The organism is Pseudosulfitobacter koreensis, from assembly GCF_024733015.1.
GTDB lineage: Bacteria > Pseudomonadota > Alphaproteobacteria > Rhodobacterales > Rhodobacteraceae > Pseudosulfitobacter > Pseudosulfitobacter koreensis.
Genome location: NZ_JANKJG010000007.1, coordinates 123,751 through 139,236 on the forward strand (window position 1 = coordinate 123,751; position 15,486 = coordinate 139,236).

Consider the following 15,486-nt stretch of genomic DNA (forward strand, 5'->3'; position numbering starts at 1 on the left):
GACGTGATGTCATATGTGTCTGGATTTCTGCTGGCGGTGCCGGAAAAGAACAAGGCGGCCTACAAGGCGATGACCGAAGCGGCGTGGGATATCTTCAAGGAATACGGTTGCTTGTCGGTGCAGGAAAACTGGGGCGTCGACACGCCCGACGGCAAGGTGACCTCGTTCCCCATGGCGGTCAAACGCGAAGAGGGCGAGGCCGTGGTGTTCTCGTGGATGACATGGCCCGACAAGGCGAGCGCCGACAAGGGCTTCGAGGCGATGATGAACGATCCGCGCATGAAGGACATGCCCGAGATGCCCTTCGACGGGATGCGGATGATGTGGGGCGGCTTCGAGCCGCTGGTGACGCTGACCGCCGATTAAGCACAGGCGTAGGGGCAGGGCGCAGCGTGGCGCCCTGCAGCCCGGATCAGTTCCCGGCGCTTTCCATGCGGCGGTGTTCGATCACCTCTTCCAGCCAGCCGATCTTCATCTCGGGGACCGAGCTGAGCAGCAGGTCGGTATAGGCGTCGAAGGGCGGCGACAGCACTTCGGACTTCGACCCGTAGCGCACGACCTTGCCCTGATACATCACCGCGATGCTGTCCGCGATGGCGCGCACCGTCGCCAGATCATGCGTGATGAACAGATAGGCGACATCCTCGACCTTTTGCAGCTTCAGCAGCAGTTTCAGGATACCATCCGCCACCAGCGGATCGAGCGCCGAGGTGACCTCGTCGCAGATGATCAGCTTGGGCTTGGCCGCCAGTGCGCGCGCGATGCACACCCGTTGTTTCTGCCCACCGGACAGTTCCGCCGGATAGCGGTCCTGAAACCCCTCACCCAGTTCGATCTCGTCCAGCAGTTCCTGAATCCGGGTCTGCTTTTCGCGCCCCTTGAGGCCAAAGTAGAACTCAAGCGGGCGTCCGATGATCGTGCCGACCGTCTGGCGCGGGTTCATCGCGGTATCCGCCATCTGATAGATCATCTGCAACTCGCGCAGGTCGTCACGCGGGCGCTGCGGCAGGGCAGGCGGCAGATCGCGTCCGGCAAAGTGGATGTTGCCCGAAGACGGCGGCAGCAGGCCGGTGATCACCCGCGCCAGCGTCGACTTGCCCGACCCACTTTCCCCGACCACGGCCAGCGTTTGACCGGGGTGCAGTTCCACGTTGATGTCCTTGAGCACGTCGAAACTGGTGCCCTTGTAGCGCGCGGTGATGTTCTCGACCCGCAAAACCGCCTCGTCGGTGGGTTCCTTCTCGATGTGCTTGATCGAACGGACCGACACCAGCGCCTGCGTGTACTCTTCCTGCGGGTGGTTGATGATCTGGTCGGTGGTGCCGTATTCGACCATATCCCCCTGACGCAGCACCATGATGTGATCGGCCACCTGCGCCACCACGGCCAGATCGTGCGTGATATAGAGCGCGGCCACACCCGTCACCGCAATCGCGTCCTTGATCGCTTTCAGAACGTCGATCTGCGTGGTCACGTCCAGCGCGGTGGTCGGCTCGTCAAAGACCACCAGATCGGGTTGCGGGCACAGCGCCAGCGCCGTCATGCACCGCTGCAACTGCCCGCCCGACACCTGGTGCGGAAAGCGGTTGCCGATGGTTTCGGGGTCGGGCAGGCCAAGCGACTTGAACAGATCGACGGCGCGCGCTTCGGCGTCCTTCTTGCTGAACTTGCCCTGGCTGATCGCCGCCTCGGTCACCTGCTCCATGATCTTCTTGGCCGGGTTGAACGACGCCGCCGCCGATTGCGAGACATAGGTGACCTCGGCGCCGCGCAGACGCCGGATGTCGCGCGTCCTGGCCTGCAGCAGGTCGCGGCCATTGACCCAGACCTCGCCGCCCGTCAGTTCGACACCGCCACGCCCGTAGGCCATCGTGGCAAGGCCGATGGTGGACTTGCCCGCACCGGACTCGCCGATCAGCCCCAGAACCTCGCCCGCCTGAAGATCGAAATCGACCCCGTGCACGATTTCGATGTCATGCGGCTTTTCTCCCGGCGGATAGACCGTGGCGCCAATTTTCAGTCCGCGGACTCTTACCAGAGGTTCGCTCATCCCCGGCCCCCTTTCAGTGAAGTGGTTCGGTTCAGGACCCAGTCGGCCACCAGGTTGACGCTGATCGCCAGCGTTGCAATCGCCACCGCCGGATAAAGCGCCGCGCCGATGCCATAGACGATACCGTCCTTGTTCTCCTTCACGATGCCGCCCCAGTCGGCTTCGGGCGGTTGCACGCCCAGGCCAAGGAACGACAGCGTCGAGACGAACAGAACCGCGAAGATGAACCGCAGGCCCATTTCAGCCACCAGCGGCGACAGGGCGTTGGGCAGAACCTCGCGGAAGATGATCCAGACCAGTTTTTCGCCGCGCAGACGCGCCGCTTCGACATAGTCCATCACGGTGATGTCCACCGCGACCGCACGGGCAAGGCGGTAGACGCGCGTGCTGTCCAGCAGGCCCATGACGACGATCAGCACCGGAATGGTCACCGGCATCACCGACAGGACCACCAGCGCGAAGATCAGCGAGGGGATCGACATGATCAGATCGACAAAGCGCGACAACAGCTGGTCGGGCCAGCCCCCCATGACGGCGGCGGCAAAGCCCAGCACCGATCCGGTGATGAACGACAGTGCCGTGGCCATCGTGGCGATGAAGATCGTGGTGCGCCCGCCATAGATCATCCGGCTGAGCAGGTCGCGCCCGATGGTGTCGGTGCCCAGCAGATGCTCGGCGGACGAGGGCTCCCAGACGTCGCCGACAACTTCGGCCATGCCATAGGGTGCAATCCAGGGCGCAAAGATCGCCATCAGGAAATAGGTCGCGGTGAAGAACAGCCCGATCAGGGCAGCAAGGGGTATGCGCATCAGACTGCCCCCCGCTTGGACCGACTGAGTTTTGCGGTGGTGTCAGGGGTAAAAGTCATTTCGGATGCCTCAGTCTTGGGTTCGCCAGGATCGAGACGATGTCCGCTACCATGTTCAGCAGGATGTAGACGGCGGCAAAGATCAGCCCGCAGGCCTGCACCACCGGCACGTCGCGCTTGGACACGTGGTCGACCAGATATTGCCCCATGCCGGGATAGGTGAACACCACCTCGATCACGACGACGCCGACCACCAGATAGGCCAGGTTCAGCATCACCACGTTTACGATGGGGGCGATGGCATTGGGAAAGGCGTGCTTGCGGATCACTTCGAACACGCTCAGGCCCTTCAGTTCGGCGGTTTCGATATAGGCCGATTGCATCACGTTCAGGATCGCGGCACGGGTCATGCGCATCATATGCGCCAGAACCACCAGCGTAAGCACCGTCACGGGCAGGGCGATGGTGTTCAGCTTTTGCCCCAGGGTCATGGAATCGTTGATCAATGCAGCCGACGGGGCCCAGCCCAGCTTGACGCCCACGTAGAACATCAGGACGTAGCCGATCAGGAATTCAGGGATGGAAATGGATGTGAGCGTAATCGCCGAAATCAGCTTGTCCGGCCAGCGGTCGCGGTAGCGTACCGCGGTCAGGCCCAGCAAGATGGCCAGCGGGACAGAGATGATGGCGGCCCAGAAGGCCAGGAACATGGTGTTGCGGAAACGGTAGCCAAGGCTTTCGGCAATGTCGCGCCCGTTGGTCAGCGCGGTGCCCAGATCGCCCTGCAACACGCCGCCCAGCCAGGCGAAATAGCGGGTAACAGGAGGGTCGTTCAGTCCCAGTTCGGCACGAAGGTTGGCCAGGGATTGGGGCGTGGCGGACTGTCCCAATATGGATTGCGCGACGTCGCCCGGAAGGATCGTGGTGCCAACAAAGATCAGGACCGAGGCCGCAAGGAGCAAAATGACGCCCAGCGCTAAGCGCTGGGCAATCAGTTTCAGTACGGGGTGCATCTGATATGCGCCCTCAAGCCGACTTCAGCCAGCATTTGATCGCCGCCTGGTTCGACATCATCTCGCCGTTCGGGTCGTTGATCCAGCCGCCCAGATCGTTGCTGACGCCGTTCACGAAGTCGTTGAACATCGGCAGGATCAGACCGCCTTCGTTGCGCAGCATCTGGCCCATTTCGGAATAGATCGCCTTGCGCTTCGCGTCGTCCAGCTCGGCCTTGGCCTCGTTCAGCATGGCGTCGAACTCGGGACGTTTCCAGCGGGTGTCGTTCCAGTCTGCGGTCGACAGATAGGCTGTCGAATACATCTGGTCCTGCACCGGACGGCCACCCCAGTAGGAGGCGCAGAACGGTTGCACGTTCCAGACTTCCGACCAGTAACCGTCGTTCGGCTCGCGCTTGATCTCCAGCGGGATACCGGCCGCCTGGGCCGACTGCTGGAACAGCGATGCGGCATCGACCGCACCGGGGAAGGCACCGTCGGACACGCGCAGGATGATGGGGCTGCCATCGTGACCCGAGGCCGCGTAATGCTCTTTCGCCTTTTCCAGCGAATGCTCGCGCTGCGGGATCGACGCGTCGAACAGCGGGTAGGACGCGTTGATCGGGAAGTCGTTGCCGATCGAGCCATAGCCGCGCAGGATCTTGTCGACCAGCTCTTCGCGGTTGACCGCGTATTTCAGCGCCAGACGCAGTTCGTTGTTGTCGAAGGGGGCGGTGTCGATATGCGCGATGAACACATAGTGGCCGCGACCCGAGGACGATTGCACCGACAGGTTCGGTGCGCGGTCCAGCAGGCTGGCGACCTTGGGATCGACGCGGTTGATCGCGTGAACCTGACCCGATTGCAGCGCCGCCGTCCGCGCGGTGGCATCGTTCAGCACCAGAATTTCGACTTCGTCGGCAAAACCACGGTTTTCCGCATCCCAGAAATCGTCACGGCGCTTGAACGCGTGGCGCACGCCGGGCTCGTCGATTTCCAGCGTATAGGCGCCGGTGCCGATTGCCGCACCGGGATTGTCCATGCCGCCATCGGGCTGGATGATCAGGTGATAGTCGGCCATCAGGAACGGCAGGTCGGCGTTGGGCGATTCCAGATCGACGATAAAGTTGTCGCCGTCCACTTTCATGTTGGCGATGCCCTTCATGATGCCCAGGGCACCCGATTTGCTTTCCTCGTTCGAATGGCGCTGCATGGTTTTCAGCACGTCTTCGGCGGTCATTTCCTTGCCGTTCGAGAACGGGATGCCCTTGCGGATCTTGAACACCCACTGCTGCGCATCTGCCGAGGCTTCGACGCTTTCGGCCATGCGGTAGTCGATCTTGCCTTCGGGATCGACGTCCAGCAGGGTTTCACCCCAGGCATAAAGGTTGTTCAGCGGCACTTCGGACGCGGTCAGGGCCGGGTCTTGGGTGTTGGTGGATTCGCCGCCCGACGAGCCGATCTTGATCATGCCGCCCCGCTTGGGCGCTTCATGTGCGGCGGCCTGTGCGTGGCCTGCCAGCATCGCGTTGGCGGCAACCGCCGACACGCCCAAGGCCGCGGCGCGGCCCACGAATTCGCGGCGCGTCATGCGGCCCTTGGCGACTTCGCCGGTCATATGTTGCAGTTGTTCATTCATCTTCAGGTCTCCCTTTGAGTTGTTTTTACGCTTTCGCGCAATCCAGCCAGTCGCCCGACTTTTGCGCGCGTTATTATTGACTACAGAGTCAACGTTGCGCATTTGTGGCATTGTCGCAAGACTTATTCCCGCGCCAAGCCGCTGTGTGATCAAAGGTGATCACGCGGTATGCAGTCCTCCAATGACTTGTCGTATATCAATGTGTCATTTTCATATGCTTCGACTTTCGCCGTCAGGTAGAAGCTTGTCGCATCCGACCACATCTCGCAGCGGGTCTCGGTGCGCAGGCGGATGTCGTCACGCTCGATCTCGTCGGTCCAGTGGCAGGTGCCGCGCGCGCTCAGCGGATCGTCAGGGTGGATCGACCAGCGTTCGCGCGCCACAGATCCGTTGATCAGCCCGTGGTCGCTGTCGCGCAGCTTGCCGAAATCATCCTCGATCACCAGCGTCGTGACGCCGCTGACCATATCGGTCTCCTGCCTGCGCACATGGTGTTCCGGGCGCAGCTCCTCCACTTCCCACGGCTCGGCGGCGGCGGGGGGCGCAAAGGATACGGTGCGGTCCTCGGGGCGCGGCTGGTGCAGCAGCACGCCCAGTTGCGCGCGCTGAATGTGAACCGCCGCCGCCGTGGGCGCGGGCCAGAGCAACGGCCAATAGGCGGTCGAGACCGACACCCGCAGGCGGTGGCCCTTGGGCAGCTTGTACCCCACATGGTCCAGCTTCAGCGTCACGAACTGGTCTTGATCCACCGGCATCGCGGCGGGGTCCGACGCGCTGTCGCGGTGGCTCAGGTTCAGCACGCCATAGGTGATCCGCGTTGATGCGCCATCAGGGTGCACATGGCACAGACGCACCGCCAGCTGCGCCTGCGGCGCATCGCTGCGCAGGCTGATCTCCAGCGTCGGCGCGCCGAGGATGTCCATATCGGCATCCAGCGGGGCCGAGGTCCACGTCGCAGACAGCGCATCGTCGCGCCGCTGGTCGCCGGGCATTTCCGGTCCCAGCCAGATCGCGCAATATTCCCCGCCGTCCGCACCGGTATCGGCGGGCGATTGCACCCGGGTGTCGGCCACGTCCGGATCGGGGCTCAGCACCCCGTCGCCCAGCCAGAAATCGCGGTTGGTCACGGGGGCCTCGTGCATTGTCTCGCGGCCCGCAACGGCTGCGTCTTGCGTCACCCAGCGCCCCGGACGCTCGGTGTACCATGTGGCCGGGCGCACGCCGTCCATCAGATAGGCGCGGTAATCGGGGTCATCCTCGACGCCGGTGTCGATGTCCTTCAGCCAGCGGTCCCACCAGCGCAACGCCTCTTGCAGAAAGCCGATGCGCGGTTCGGGCACGGCGAAATGCGGGTACTTGTGCGTCCACGGGCCGATGATCCCCTTGGATCCGGGGATATTGCGCAGGATCAGCGGCACCGTGTTCTTGTAGCTGTCGCCCCAGCCGCCCACGGCCAGAACCTTGGCCTTGATCGTGTCATAGCTTTCGCAGACGCTGCCATGTTCCCAATAGCTGTCGCGCCGCTGGTGACGCAGCCAGAGCGACGGCAGAAACGGTTCCGCCTCCAGCCGCTCTAGCCACATCTCGCGCCAGTCGGGGCGCAGGGCAGGGTCGGGCGCGCGGCTGGAATAGGACCACATCGTCGCCCCCCAGCCGAGGTTCTCGTTCAAGAGGTTGCCGCCCTTGTAGTGGATGTCATCGGCAAAGCGGTCGACGGTCGAGCACAGGGTGATGATCGCCTTCAGCTCGGGCGGGGTCATCGCCGCCACCTGCAGGGAATTGAAGCCGCCCCAGCTGATCCCCATCATGCCGACATTGCCGTTGCACCACGGCTGCGACGCCAGATGGCGGATCACCTCGACCGCATCGTCCAGCTCCTGCTGGCTGTACTCGTCTTCCATGATGCCTTCGCTGTCCCCGTTGCCGCGCATGTCGACGCGCGCGCAGGCATAGCCGTGGCCTGCGAAATACGGGTGGGTCAGCGCATCGCGTGCGCAGGTGCCGTCGCGTTTGCGATAGGGCAGGAATTCCAGAATGGCCGGGACCTGTTCGCTCTCGTCCTTCGGGCGCCACAGGCGCGCCGACAGGCGGGTGCCGTCCGACATGGTGATCGCGTGGTCGGGGTCTTCGGTAATGTCGCGGGGGGCGTTGGATGCGTCGCTCATGGGCGTTGATTTTCCTGTCTGGGCGCGGATGTCAAGGTGATGGGGCGGCATTCATGTTTTGCGTGCAATCAGCAGGTCCATCACGTTGGTGCCCGTAGGCCCCGGTTTCAGCAGCGCACCGCGCGCCTCCAGCCAGTCATATGGCGCTGCGGTTTCGATGGCTTTTTGTCCGCTCGGCGCCCACGTCTGCCCGTCCACCACCGCCCCGGCGGCGTCGGTCGGCCCGTCCGACCCGTCGGTGCCCGCAACAAGGATTTCCAGATCGTCACGCCCCGCGATTTCGCGCGCCAGCAGCAGCGCCAGCATCATGTTGCGCCCGCCCAGACCGGGGTTCTCGGGCAGGATCACGGTCGGCTCGCCGCCGATCACATGCAGGCCCGGTTCCGCCGTTTTCAGCGCGGCGGCGATGCGCGGGGCCAGTGCCGTGACGTCATCGTAAAGCGTCTCGGAATTGCCGCGCAAATCATCCCCCGCCGCCTGTGCGACGGCATCGCGGGCGATGGCGTTCGATGCGACGATGCGCGCATCATGGGCAAATGCCGCATTTTCAGGCGCATCCCCGATGCCCGACCCGATAACCCCCAGACTGTCCCCCTCGACGTCCGAAATCGCCAGCGTGGTGACACGCGCCCCGCCAAAGGCCCCCAGGAGCTTGCCGCCCTTGATCCGCGACAGCCCGCGCCGCATCTGGTTGATCGCATGGATATCCGCGCCCGAGGCCAGCTTCTCTTGCGTGCGCCGCGCCAGATCTTCCAGCGTCAGCCCGTCCTCCAGCACCTCGGCCAGCGATGATGCCCCGCCCGAGACCAGCATCAGCAGATGCGGCCCGCAGGTCTGCACCGCGTCCAGGATCGCCGCGCCGGCCCGCAGGCTTGCGGTATTGGGCACCGGATGGGCCGCTTCGATCACCTGCCCGTGGGGCGGCGCGCCGCTCGCGTGCCCGTCCTTGGTGACGATCAGAACCGGCACGTCGGGAAACACCGATGCCGCGGCGCTTGCCATCGCGGTCGCGGCCTTGCCCACGGCGATGATCCGGTCGGGCTTCGGGATCGGCTGCGCATCCAACGCGCGGCGGACACTGGCGTCGCCGCCCACCGCATCGACGCCGATGTGCCAAAGATCTGCAAGGGATGTCATGGCGTCCTTCAGCTTTGAGCATTTGCGCAAAGCCTAGACCCTGCCGTGCGGGCAGGCCACCAAAGAAGACCGAGAAAAGTGAAAAAGGCTCTATGCGCCGAATCATGATTCGGTTAGAATCACCTCAGGTTCCGCAAATCACGACAAACGCCCGCATCAGATGGGCAGGTGAGGGGCCCCGGATGGTGTAAACTGGTACTTTCGTGCCGCCTGCAGAACTGTGGGCGAGCGGCAAAGTCTCATATTATTCAATCCGATACAGGCAAAATTCGCCCGCGCCGACATCGGCGCGCGGCACATCAGACTGGCAGGCACGTGAGGGGTGGAAGGCAAGCGGCCTAACCACCCCCGCGGCGTTTTTCAGCCTCTGATCCGCCCCTAATCCGCCGTATCCAGCCACACGGTCACCGGCCCGTCGTTGGTCAGGCTGACGGCCATATCCGCACCGAATTGCCCGGTCTGCGTGGCGACCCCGAGATCGCGCAGGTCTTGCGCGAACTGCAGATACAACGCCTCCGCCCGATCCGGTTTCGCCGCCCCCGAAAATCCCGGACGGTTGCCGCGCGACGTATCAGCCGCCAGCGTGAACTGGCTGACCACCAGGGCCGAGCCGCCGACCTGCAGCACCGACAGGTTCATCTTGCCCGCCTCGTCCTTGAACAGCCGCAGCTTCGATATTTTCAGCGCCAGCGCGCGGGCCGTGTCGGCGTCATCCTCGGGCATCGCACAGACCAGGATCAGCAGGCCGGGGCCAGTCCGGCCCACCAGCGCGCCGTCCACATGCACCGACGCCTCGGTCACCCGTTGCAGCAGCGCGCGCATCAGTCCTGCCAGTCGATGACGTCGGCAGGCGCCGCGCGTTCGGTGCGAAAGCTGTTGGCCGGATGATCGGGGTCCGCATAGCCGAAGGATATGGCACACAGCAGGTTGCGATCCTCGGGCAGCCCGAAATGCGCGCGTACCATCGGCGCATGGGCCGCAATCGCCGCCTGCGCAATCGACGCCACGCCCAGTGCCGCCGCCGCCAGCGTGAACGCGGTGACAAAGCCGCCACTGTCCATCGCGCCATATGGCCCCAGCTCCTTGGGCGCAGTCACCAGCGCCACATGCGGCGCGCCGAACAGTCGGTAGTTCTCCATCATCTGCTTGGCTGCCGCCGGACGGTCACCCTTTTCGATGCCCACGGCATTATAAAGCTGAAAGCCACAGGCCCGACGCCGGTCACCGTAGACGCCGCGATATTTCTCGGGCCACTCCAGATCGGGCGCGGGCGCATTGGCCATCGCGTGCGCATAAAGCGCCTCGCGAAAGCGTTCGGTCGCCGCACCTCGGGTCACGGTCAACTGCCAGGGCTGCGCGTTGCACCAGCTTGGCACCTTCTGGGCAGCAGCAACAATCGCCTCGACGGTCGCCTGCGGCACAGGGTCGGGCAGGTAGCCGCGACAGGAGTAGCGGGCGTCCAGCACCGCGTTCAGGGTGTCGATCTCACTCATTTGAACCTCTTGTTAACCTTGCGCGGCAAAAAAGCCGACAACACCCGCCACCAGCAACCCAAGCACCACCGCGATGGTGATCTTGATCGCCGAATAGGGCCGTTCGCCCTGCACCCGGCCCGTGCGCCCGTTCACGACAAATCTGTACGTATTCCCGCGATATTTGTACGCCGCCAGCCAGACCGGCAGCAGGATGTGCTTGAACGTCACCTCGCCCAGCGTGGTGTCCATCTGGTGAATGCGCTGACGGTCGCCGCCGATGTCGAACCGCACATCGCGCTCGATCACCCGGTCCATATGGGCGCGCGCCTCGGCATAGCCGTCTTTCAGCGCGACCGAATAGGCCTCGGCGCGAAAGCCCGCCAGATATTCCGGCGCATAGGGTTCCAGCGCCGACAGATCCCACGGCTGCAACCCGTCGGTATAACGTTTCGGCAGGCTGGTCGACGCCAGCACCAGCACGTCGTCAAAGAACCGCGCGACCCGGCCCGCGGCACGGTTCCAGCGCACCTTGGCCTCTTGCACCATCGTCGGCTTGCCATCGCGCATCACCGTGCGGGTGACGTAATAGACCGTGCCGCGTTCGCCCGAATACGAGGTCTTGGTGTCCGCGTCGAAGGTCCAATAGGGCACATAGATGCCCTGCATCGTGCGGCCCTTGCGCGCATAGTCCTGCAAACCGTTGGGCGCGAACCACAGCCGTCCCAGCCAGTCGGTCATCGCCTCGCGCGCGGCGGTTTCGGTCAGGCCAAACGGCAGCACCCCGCGTGGCTTGATATGGCGGTTTACGCCGGTGTCGGCCACCACGGGCGTCGCGCAGAACGGGCATTCGGTGGCGTGCACCTTGGGGTCGAATTCCACCTCGGCGGCGCAATTGGGGCACTTGGAAACACGGGTTTCCTCGATCTCGGCCTCGGGCAGGCGGGCGTCCATCGCCGCGCGGAAATCCTGTTCACGGATCGCCACGCGCCTCGGCGCGGCCTCGTCCACCGCCTGAACATGGCCGCAGTGGTCACATTTCAGCTGGCCCTGACCGGGCGCGAACCGCATGTCGGCACCGCAGGCGTCACAGGGAAATCGGTGTTCGCCGGCGGGCGCGGGGGGCATCTGGTCGTCTTCAAAGCTCATGGCTCAGACCATGCCACTGATCGTCGGGGGTGTCATCTGGTGTCTTTTGCTTGATTGCGGGGGCGTTAAAGATAGCGGTGAAACCGCACCGGCACCATGATCCGCAAGGCGTTGTCGCGCAACCGGTAATGCCGCCAGATGTGGAACAGCGCATGGCGCCCGCCACCACGCCCAGGGCATAGAACTGCACGATATGCACGGTTCCAATGATCCCGTTGGCGGTGTCCATGTCCATCGGCGGCGCGATGGGCAGAAAGCCCCCCGCTTTCAGCAGCACAGCCGAGGTCAGCCCCAGCAGAAACCCGGTGAACGCCACGAAGAACAGCCCCCAGATCAACGTCAGATGCAGCCAGCGGTGGGCAGGGCGCAGCCAGCCGCGCAGCTTCGGACCCGGACGGCTGGCCAGCCCGCGCCGCATCAGATCGGCAGTCCACGCCAGCGACAGCGACACGAACACCAGCGCCAGCATCGAATGCGCCTGAAAGGCACGCGGACCAAAGGGGGTGACATCCTTGGGCTGGACCAGCAGAAACCAGATGAACAGAGGCACCATGATCCAGTGCAGCCATTTCAGCGCGACCCGCCGGGAGGGGACGCGGTCGCGCAGATGCGGCTTGCGCGGGCGGATATCATGGGCCTCTGTCATGTCATCTGACACGTGGGGCGGACGGGATTAGTTTCACGCCACGCGCCCCGGTCAGCCTCAGGCTCCCGGAGGGGGCGGCGGCAGGATGGTGAACAGCTGCGCCAGCTCGCCTACGTCCTCGGCGCGCATCCAGCCGTCCTGGCCTGCGGTCCACACATAGGTTTCGCGGGTCAGCGTGCCTTCCGTCGCCATGCGGCCCAGCCGCGCCTTGGAGAACGGACCGTCGGTCTTGCCGTCCTCGGCGATGTGCCAGACATGTTCGACCGGCGGTGGCGGCGGTGCTGCGGGCGCAGGTGCCGCACCTTGGGGCCGTGCCCCCCACGGCCCCGCACCGCCCGCGACCTGCTGGCCGATCTGCATGCCCAGCCCCGCGCCCAGACCGGTCTGCATCGCCGCAGCGCCTGCACCTTCGCGGCCCATCGCCTCGGCGGTCTGGAACTGCAGGTATTCGTTCAGGTTGCCGATCACCCCCATCGACGAGCGTTTGTCCATCACCGCCTCGACCGCAGGCGGAAGCGAGATGTTCTCGATGTAAAGCTCGGGCAGCATCAGCCCGTAGTCCGCGATCACCGGCGTGATCTGCTTGGCCACCAGCTGCCCCAGCTCGCGGGTATTGGCGGCCATGTCCATCACCGGAATCCCCGAACCTGCCAGCGTGCGCGAAAATTCCTGCACGATGATGTTGCGGATCTGAAAGCTGATCTCGTCCATGGTGAATTCGCCGTCGGTGCCGACGATCTCCAGCAGGAACTTGGCGGGGTCCGAAACCTTGACCGAATAGGTGCCGAAGGCGCGCAGGCGCACGGGGCCAAATTCGGGATCACGGGCGATGATCGGGTTCTTGGTGCCCCACTTCAGATCGTTGAACCGGGTGGTGTTGACGAAATAGACTTCGGATTTGAAGGGCGATTTGAACCCGTGATCCCAGTGCTGCAGGGTCGTCATGATCGGCATGTTGTTGGTCTCAAGCATGTAGAGACCGGGGGTGAACACGTCCGCCAGCTGGCCCTCGTGCACAAAAACCGCCGCCTGACCCTCGCGCACGGTCAGCTTGGCGCCGTATTTGATCTCGTGGCCATGCCGCTCGAACCGCCAGACCATCGTGTCGCGGGTGTTGTCGGTCCAGTGGATGACGTCGATGAATTCGCCGGAGAGGAAATCGAAAATGCCCATGTGGCCCTCGCAATTGATGTGTTGCCTTGCAGCCTGTCACAGCTTGGTCGTTCTCGCCAGAAAAACTGGGAAAAAGGCGCGGTCTAAAGCGGCCCGTCCGTCTTTTCGCGCGCCAGAATGCGCACCAGCGGCTCGGCCTCGGCCAGGCTCATCCCGATGTCCAGCCGGTCGTCATAAAGCATCCCCAGCAGCATCTCGTCGTGGTCGGTCAGCAGCGCGAATTCGTCGTCATCGTTAAAGATCGACGGGCGCGCACGCGGGCTGTCGTTGGCCAGCCCCAGCCCCTGCGCCAGCTCTTCGTGGATGCAGCTCAGGCGCATCAGATCGGGATTTTCCGACCGGATCACCGCGACGGCGGCGGTATAGGTGTACTTGTCCGGGCCGGTCGCATAGGCGGCCACGGCGCAATAGATGTCATCGCCCAGGTTCATCAGCGGGGCCAGCGAGGCGGCGGTGATGCCCGGAATGCGAGTCGCTTCTTCGGTCAGCATCTGCACGCGCTCGTCTTCCGACACGAAGAACACCATGAAGTTGGGGGCGTTGCCCATCGCGATCGGATGGCCGGAGGCGCGCGCCAGCCGCGCGGCGTAGCTTGCGACATCGCTGCGGTCCTGCCTGCGCTGCGAGGCGGGCACCGATTGGCCGAACGACACCGCCATGCGCACCGGTCCGTCCCAGCGGCGCAGCCTGTCCGGTATGCCCGATGCGACGTTGCCCGCACCGTATTCATTGTAGAACACGATCTGGTTGAAGTTGCGGGCCAGCATGTCGGCGCTGAACGGCGTGTCAGGCCCGCCGCCGTCCTGACGCATCAGCCCCTGGGACAGTTGCGCCGACTGCACCTGCGCCAGATAGCTGCGCTTGGCGGCACTTTCCTCCGAGGTGGGTAGCGCCACGGGGGCAGGCACCGCCACGGACACAGGCCGCGCGCGCGGGGTCAGGACAGGCTCCACCGGGGCCACCAGGTCGCAGCCGACCAACGCCAGCCCCAGCGCCATCGCACCAAGCCATCTTGCCCCCCGCACGTCAGGTAACGCCGCGATGCCCATGACTTAACCCGGAACAGATGTGCCGGAAGTGTCGCCGGTGCCGTCCTTGCGCGCCTTGGCCGAGGCCAGCGTGTCGCGCAGGTCGGCTTCCAGCTTTTGCAGGTCCGCTTCGGCGGCGGCGCGTTTGGTCTTGCCCTCGTCGGCGATCTGCAGGCTTTCCTGAATGGTGCCGATCAGGTCGGCATTGGCCTGTTTCACCGCTTCGATGTCAAAGACGCCACGCTCCATCTCGGTGCGGATCACCTTGTTGCTGTCGCGCAGGTTCTTCGCGTTCGACGTCAGCAACTCGTTGGTCAGATCGTTGGCGTCGCGCACGGCGGCGGCGGCCTCCAGACTGCGCTGCATGGTCACCGCCTGCGCCAGCTGGGTTTCCCACAGGGGCACGGTGTTCACGAGGGTCGAGTTGATCTTGGTCACCAGCGACTTGTCGTTCTCCTGCACCAGCCGGATCGAGGGCAGCGACTGCATCGTCACCTGGCGGGTCAGTTTCAGATCGTGCACCCGGCGTTCCAGATCGTCGCGCGCGGCGCGCAGGTCGCGCAGCTCCTGCGCCTTCATCACCTGATCGTTCTCCGCCGCCGCCTTGACCTCGGCCTCCTTGGCGGGGATCACGTCGCTGTCCATCTCCTCGATCTTGGCCTCGCCCGCCGCGATGTAGAGCGCGAGTTCGTCATAGAAATCGAGCGTCTTTTCATAGAGCATATCAAGCGACTTGATGTCTTTCAGCAGCTTGTGCTCGTGGGTCAGCAGGTTGTCGGTGATCTTGTCGATCTGTCCTTGGACATCCTCGAACTTGGCGGTGAACTTGGCAAAGGGCGCGGCACGCCCCAACAGCTTTTCCCACCACGACCGGTCGCGGCGCACGTCCAGTTCCGACACAGAGAAGCCGCGGATCGTGGTCACGATGCTGCGCAGGCTGTCGCCCGCGGGCCCCACGTCCTTGTTGCGCACGTCCGTCAGCATCGCCTGCGAGATGGTCTGCAGTTCCGCCTGCGCGCCCGATCCGAAATAGACGATGGACTGGGTGTCGGTGATGTCGATCTCGTCCATGCGCTTGCGGATCTCGGCGCTGACGGGGGCATCGGCGTCTTTCAACGCGACGACTTCGGTCGCCGCTTTGGGCTCTGGCAGGATCACCGCGTTGATCTGGTCGACGTCGGCCAGCGATTTTTGTGCCTGTTGGCGCACTGTGTCGGACATATCTGT

14 protein-coding genes are annotated in these 15,486 nt (G+C 64.2%); 1 reads left to right on the forward strand and 13 read right to left on the reverse strand.

Annotated elements, in window-relative coordinates:
* The first annotated feature begins 6 nt into the window (after positions 1-6).
* Positions 7-366 (forward strand): DUF1428 domain-containing protein, encoded by a 360-nt coding sequence (locus tag NTA49_RS11045; RefSeq protein ID WP_258294820.1) that lies wholly within the window; start codon positions 7-9, stop codon positions 364-366.
* Positions 367-412: 46 nt separating this feature from the next.
* Here the strand turns inward: NTA49_RS11045 and NTA49_RS11050 are convergent, their stop codons facing one another.
* The 13 genes from NTA49_RS11050 to NTA49_RS11110 form a co-directional block, all read right to left on the reverse strand.
* The gene (locus NTA49_RS11050; protein WP_258294821.1) at positions 413-2,050 is read right to left on the reverse strand and encodes an ABC transporter ATP-binding protein; all 1,638 of its coding nucleotides are present in this window, start codon (positions 2,048-2,050) and stop codon (positions 413-415) included.
* Entirely contained in the window at positions 2,047-2,859 is an 813-nt protein-coding gene (locus NTA49_RS11055; RefSeq protein WP_258294822.1) for an ABC transporter permease, read from the reverse strand. Before NTA49_RS11055 ends, NTA49_RS11050 begins: the two co-directional genes overlap by 4 nt.
* Positions 2,860-2,914: 55 nt before the next feature.
* Complete coding sequence (locus NTA49_RS11060) at positions 2,915-3,871, reverse strand: ABC transporter permease (RefSeq protein ID WP_258294823.1); 957 nt, start codon at positions 3,869-3,871, stop codon at positions 2,915-2,917.
* Between the two features lie 13 nt (positions 3,872-3,884).
* Positions 3,885-5,489, reverse strand: a complete 1,605-nt coding sequence (locus tag NTA49_RS11065) for an ABC transporter substrate-binding protein (RefSeq protein WP_258294824.1) — start codon at positions 5,487-5,489, stop codon at positions 3,885-3,887.
* Positions 5,490-5,638: 149 nt separating this feature from the next.
* Positions 5,639-7,654, reverse strand: coding sequence for a CocE/NonD family hydrolase (locus NTA49_RS11070; protein ID WP_258294825.1), 2,016 nt, complete (start codon positions 7,652-7,654; stop codon positions 5,639-5,641).
* A gap of 51 nt (positions 7,655-7,705) precedes the next feature.
* Positions 7,706-8,791 (reverse strand): DUF4147 domain-containing protein, encoded by a 1,086-nt coding sequence (locus tag NTA49_RS11075; RefSeq protein WP_258294826.1) that lies wholly within the window; start codon positions 8,789-8,791, stop codon positions 7,706-7,708.
* A 378-nt stretch (positions 8,792-9,169) separates the two neighbouring features.
* The gene (gene dtd / locus NTA49_RS11080; RefSeq protein ID WP_258294827.1) at positions 9,170-9,613 is read right to left on the reverse strand and encodes a D-aminoacyl-tRNA deacylase; all 444 of its coding nucleotides are present in this window, start codon (positions 9,611-9,613) and stop codon (positions 9,170-9,172) included.
* Complete coding sequence (locus NTA49_RS11085; protein WP_258294828.1) at positions 9,613-10,284, reverse strand: nitroreductase family protein; 672 nt, start codon at positions 10,282-10,284, stop codon at positions 9,613-9,615. The genes dtd and NTA49_RS11085 overlap by 1 nt, the downstream gene beginning before the upstream one ends.
* A 12-nt stretch (positions 10,285-10,296) precedes the next feature.
* On the reverse strand, positions 10,297-11,412 hold the full coding sequence (locus tag NTA49_RS11090) for a TFIIB-type zinc finger domain-containing protein (protein ID WP_258294829.1): 1,116 nt from the start codon (positions 11,410-11,412) through the stop codon (positions 10,297-10,299).
* A complete protein-coding gene (locus tag NTA49_RS11095; RefSeq protein WP_258294830.1) occupies positions 11,402-12,058 on the reverse strand; it encodes a hypothetical protein in 657 nt (218 codons plus the stop codon). The genes NTA49_RS11090 and NTA49_RS11095 overlap by 11 nt, the downstream gene beginning before the upstream one ends.
* 57 nt (positions 12,059-12,115) lie before the next feature.
* On the reverse strand, positions 12,116-13,231 hold the full coding sequence (locus NTA49_RS11100) for an SPFH domain-containing protein (RefSeq protein ID WP_258294831.1): 1,116 nt from the start codon (positions 13,229-13,231) through the stop codon (positions 12,116-12,118).
* Between the two features lie 83 nt (positions 13,232-13,314).
* A complete protein-coding gene (locus NTA49_RS11105; protein WP_258294832.1) occupies positions 13,315-14,229 on the reverse strand; it encodes a DUF2927 domain-containing protein in 915 nt (304 codons plus the stop codon).
* Between the two features lie 54 nt (positions 14,230-14,283).
* Positions 14,284-15,480 (reverse strand): toxic anion resistance protein, encoded by a 1,197-nt coding sequence (locus NTA49_RS11110; protein WP_258294833.1) that lies wholly within the window; start codon positions 15,478-15,480, stop codon positions 14,284-14,286.
* Positions 15,481-15,486: the final 6 nt, after the last annotated feature.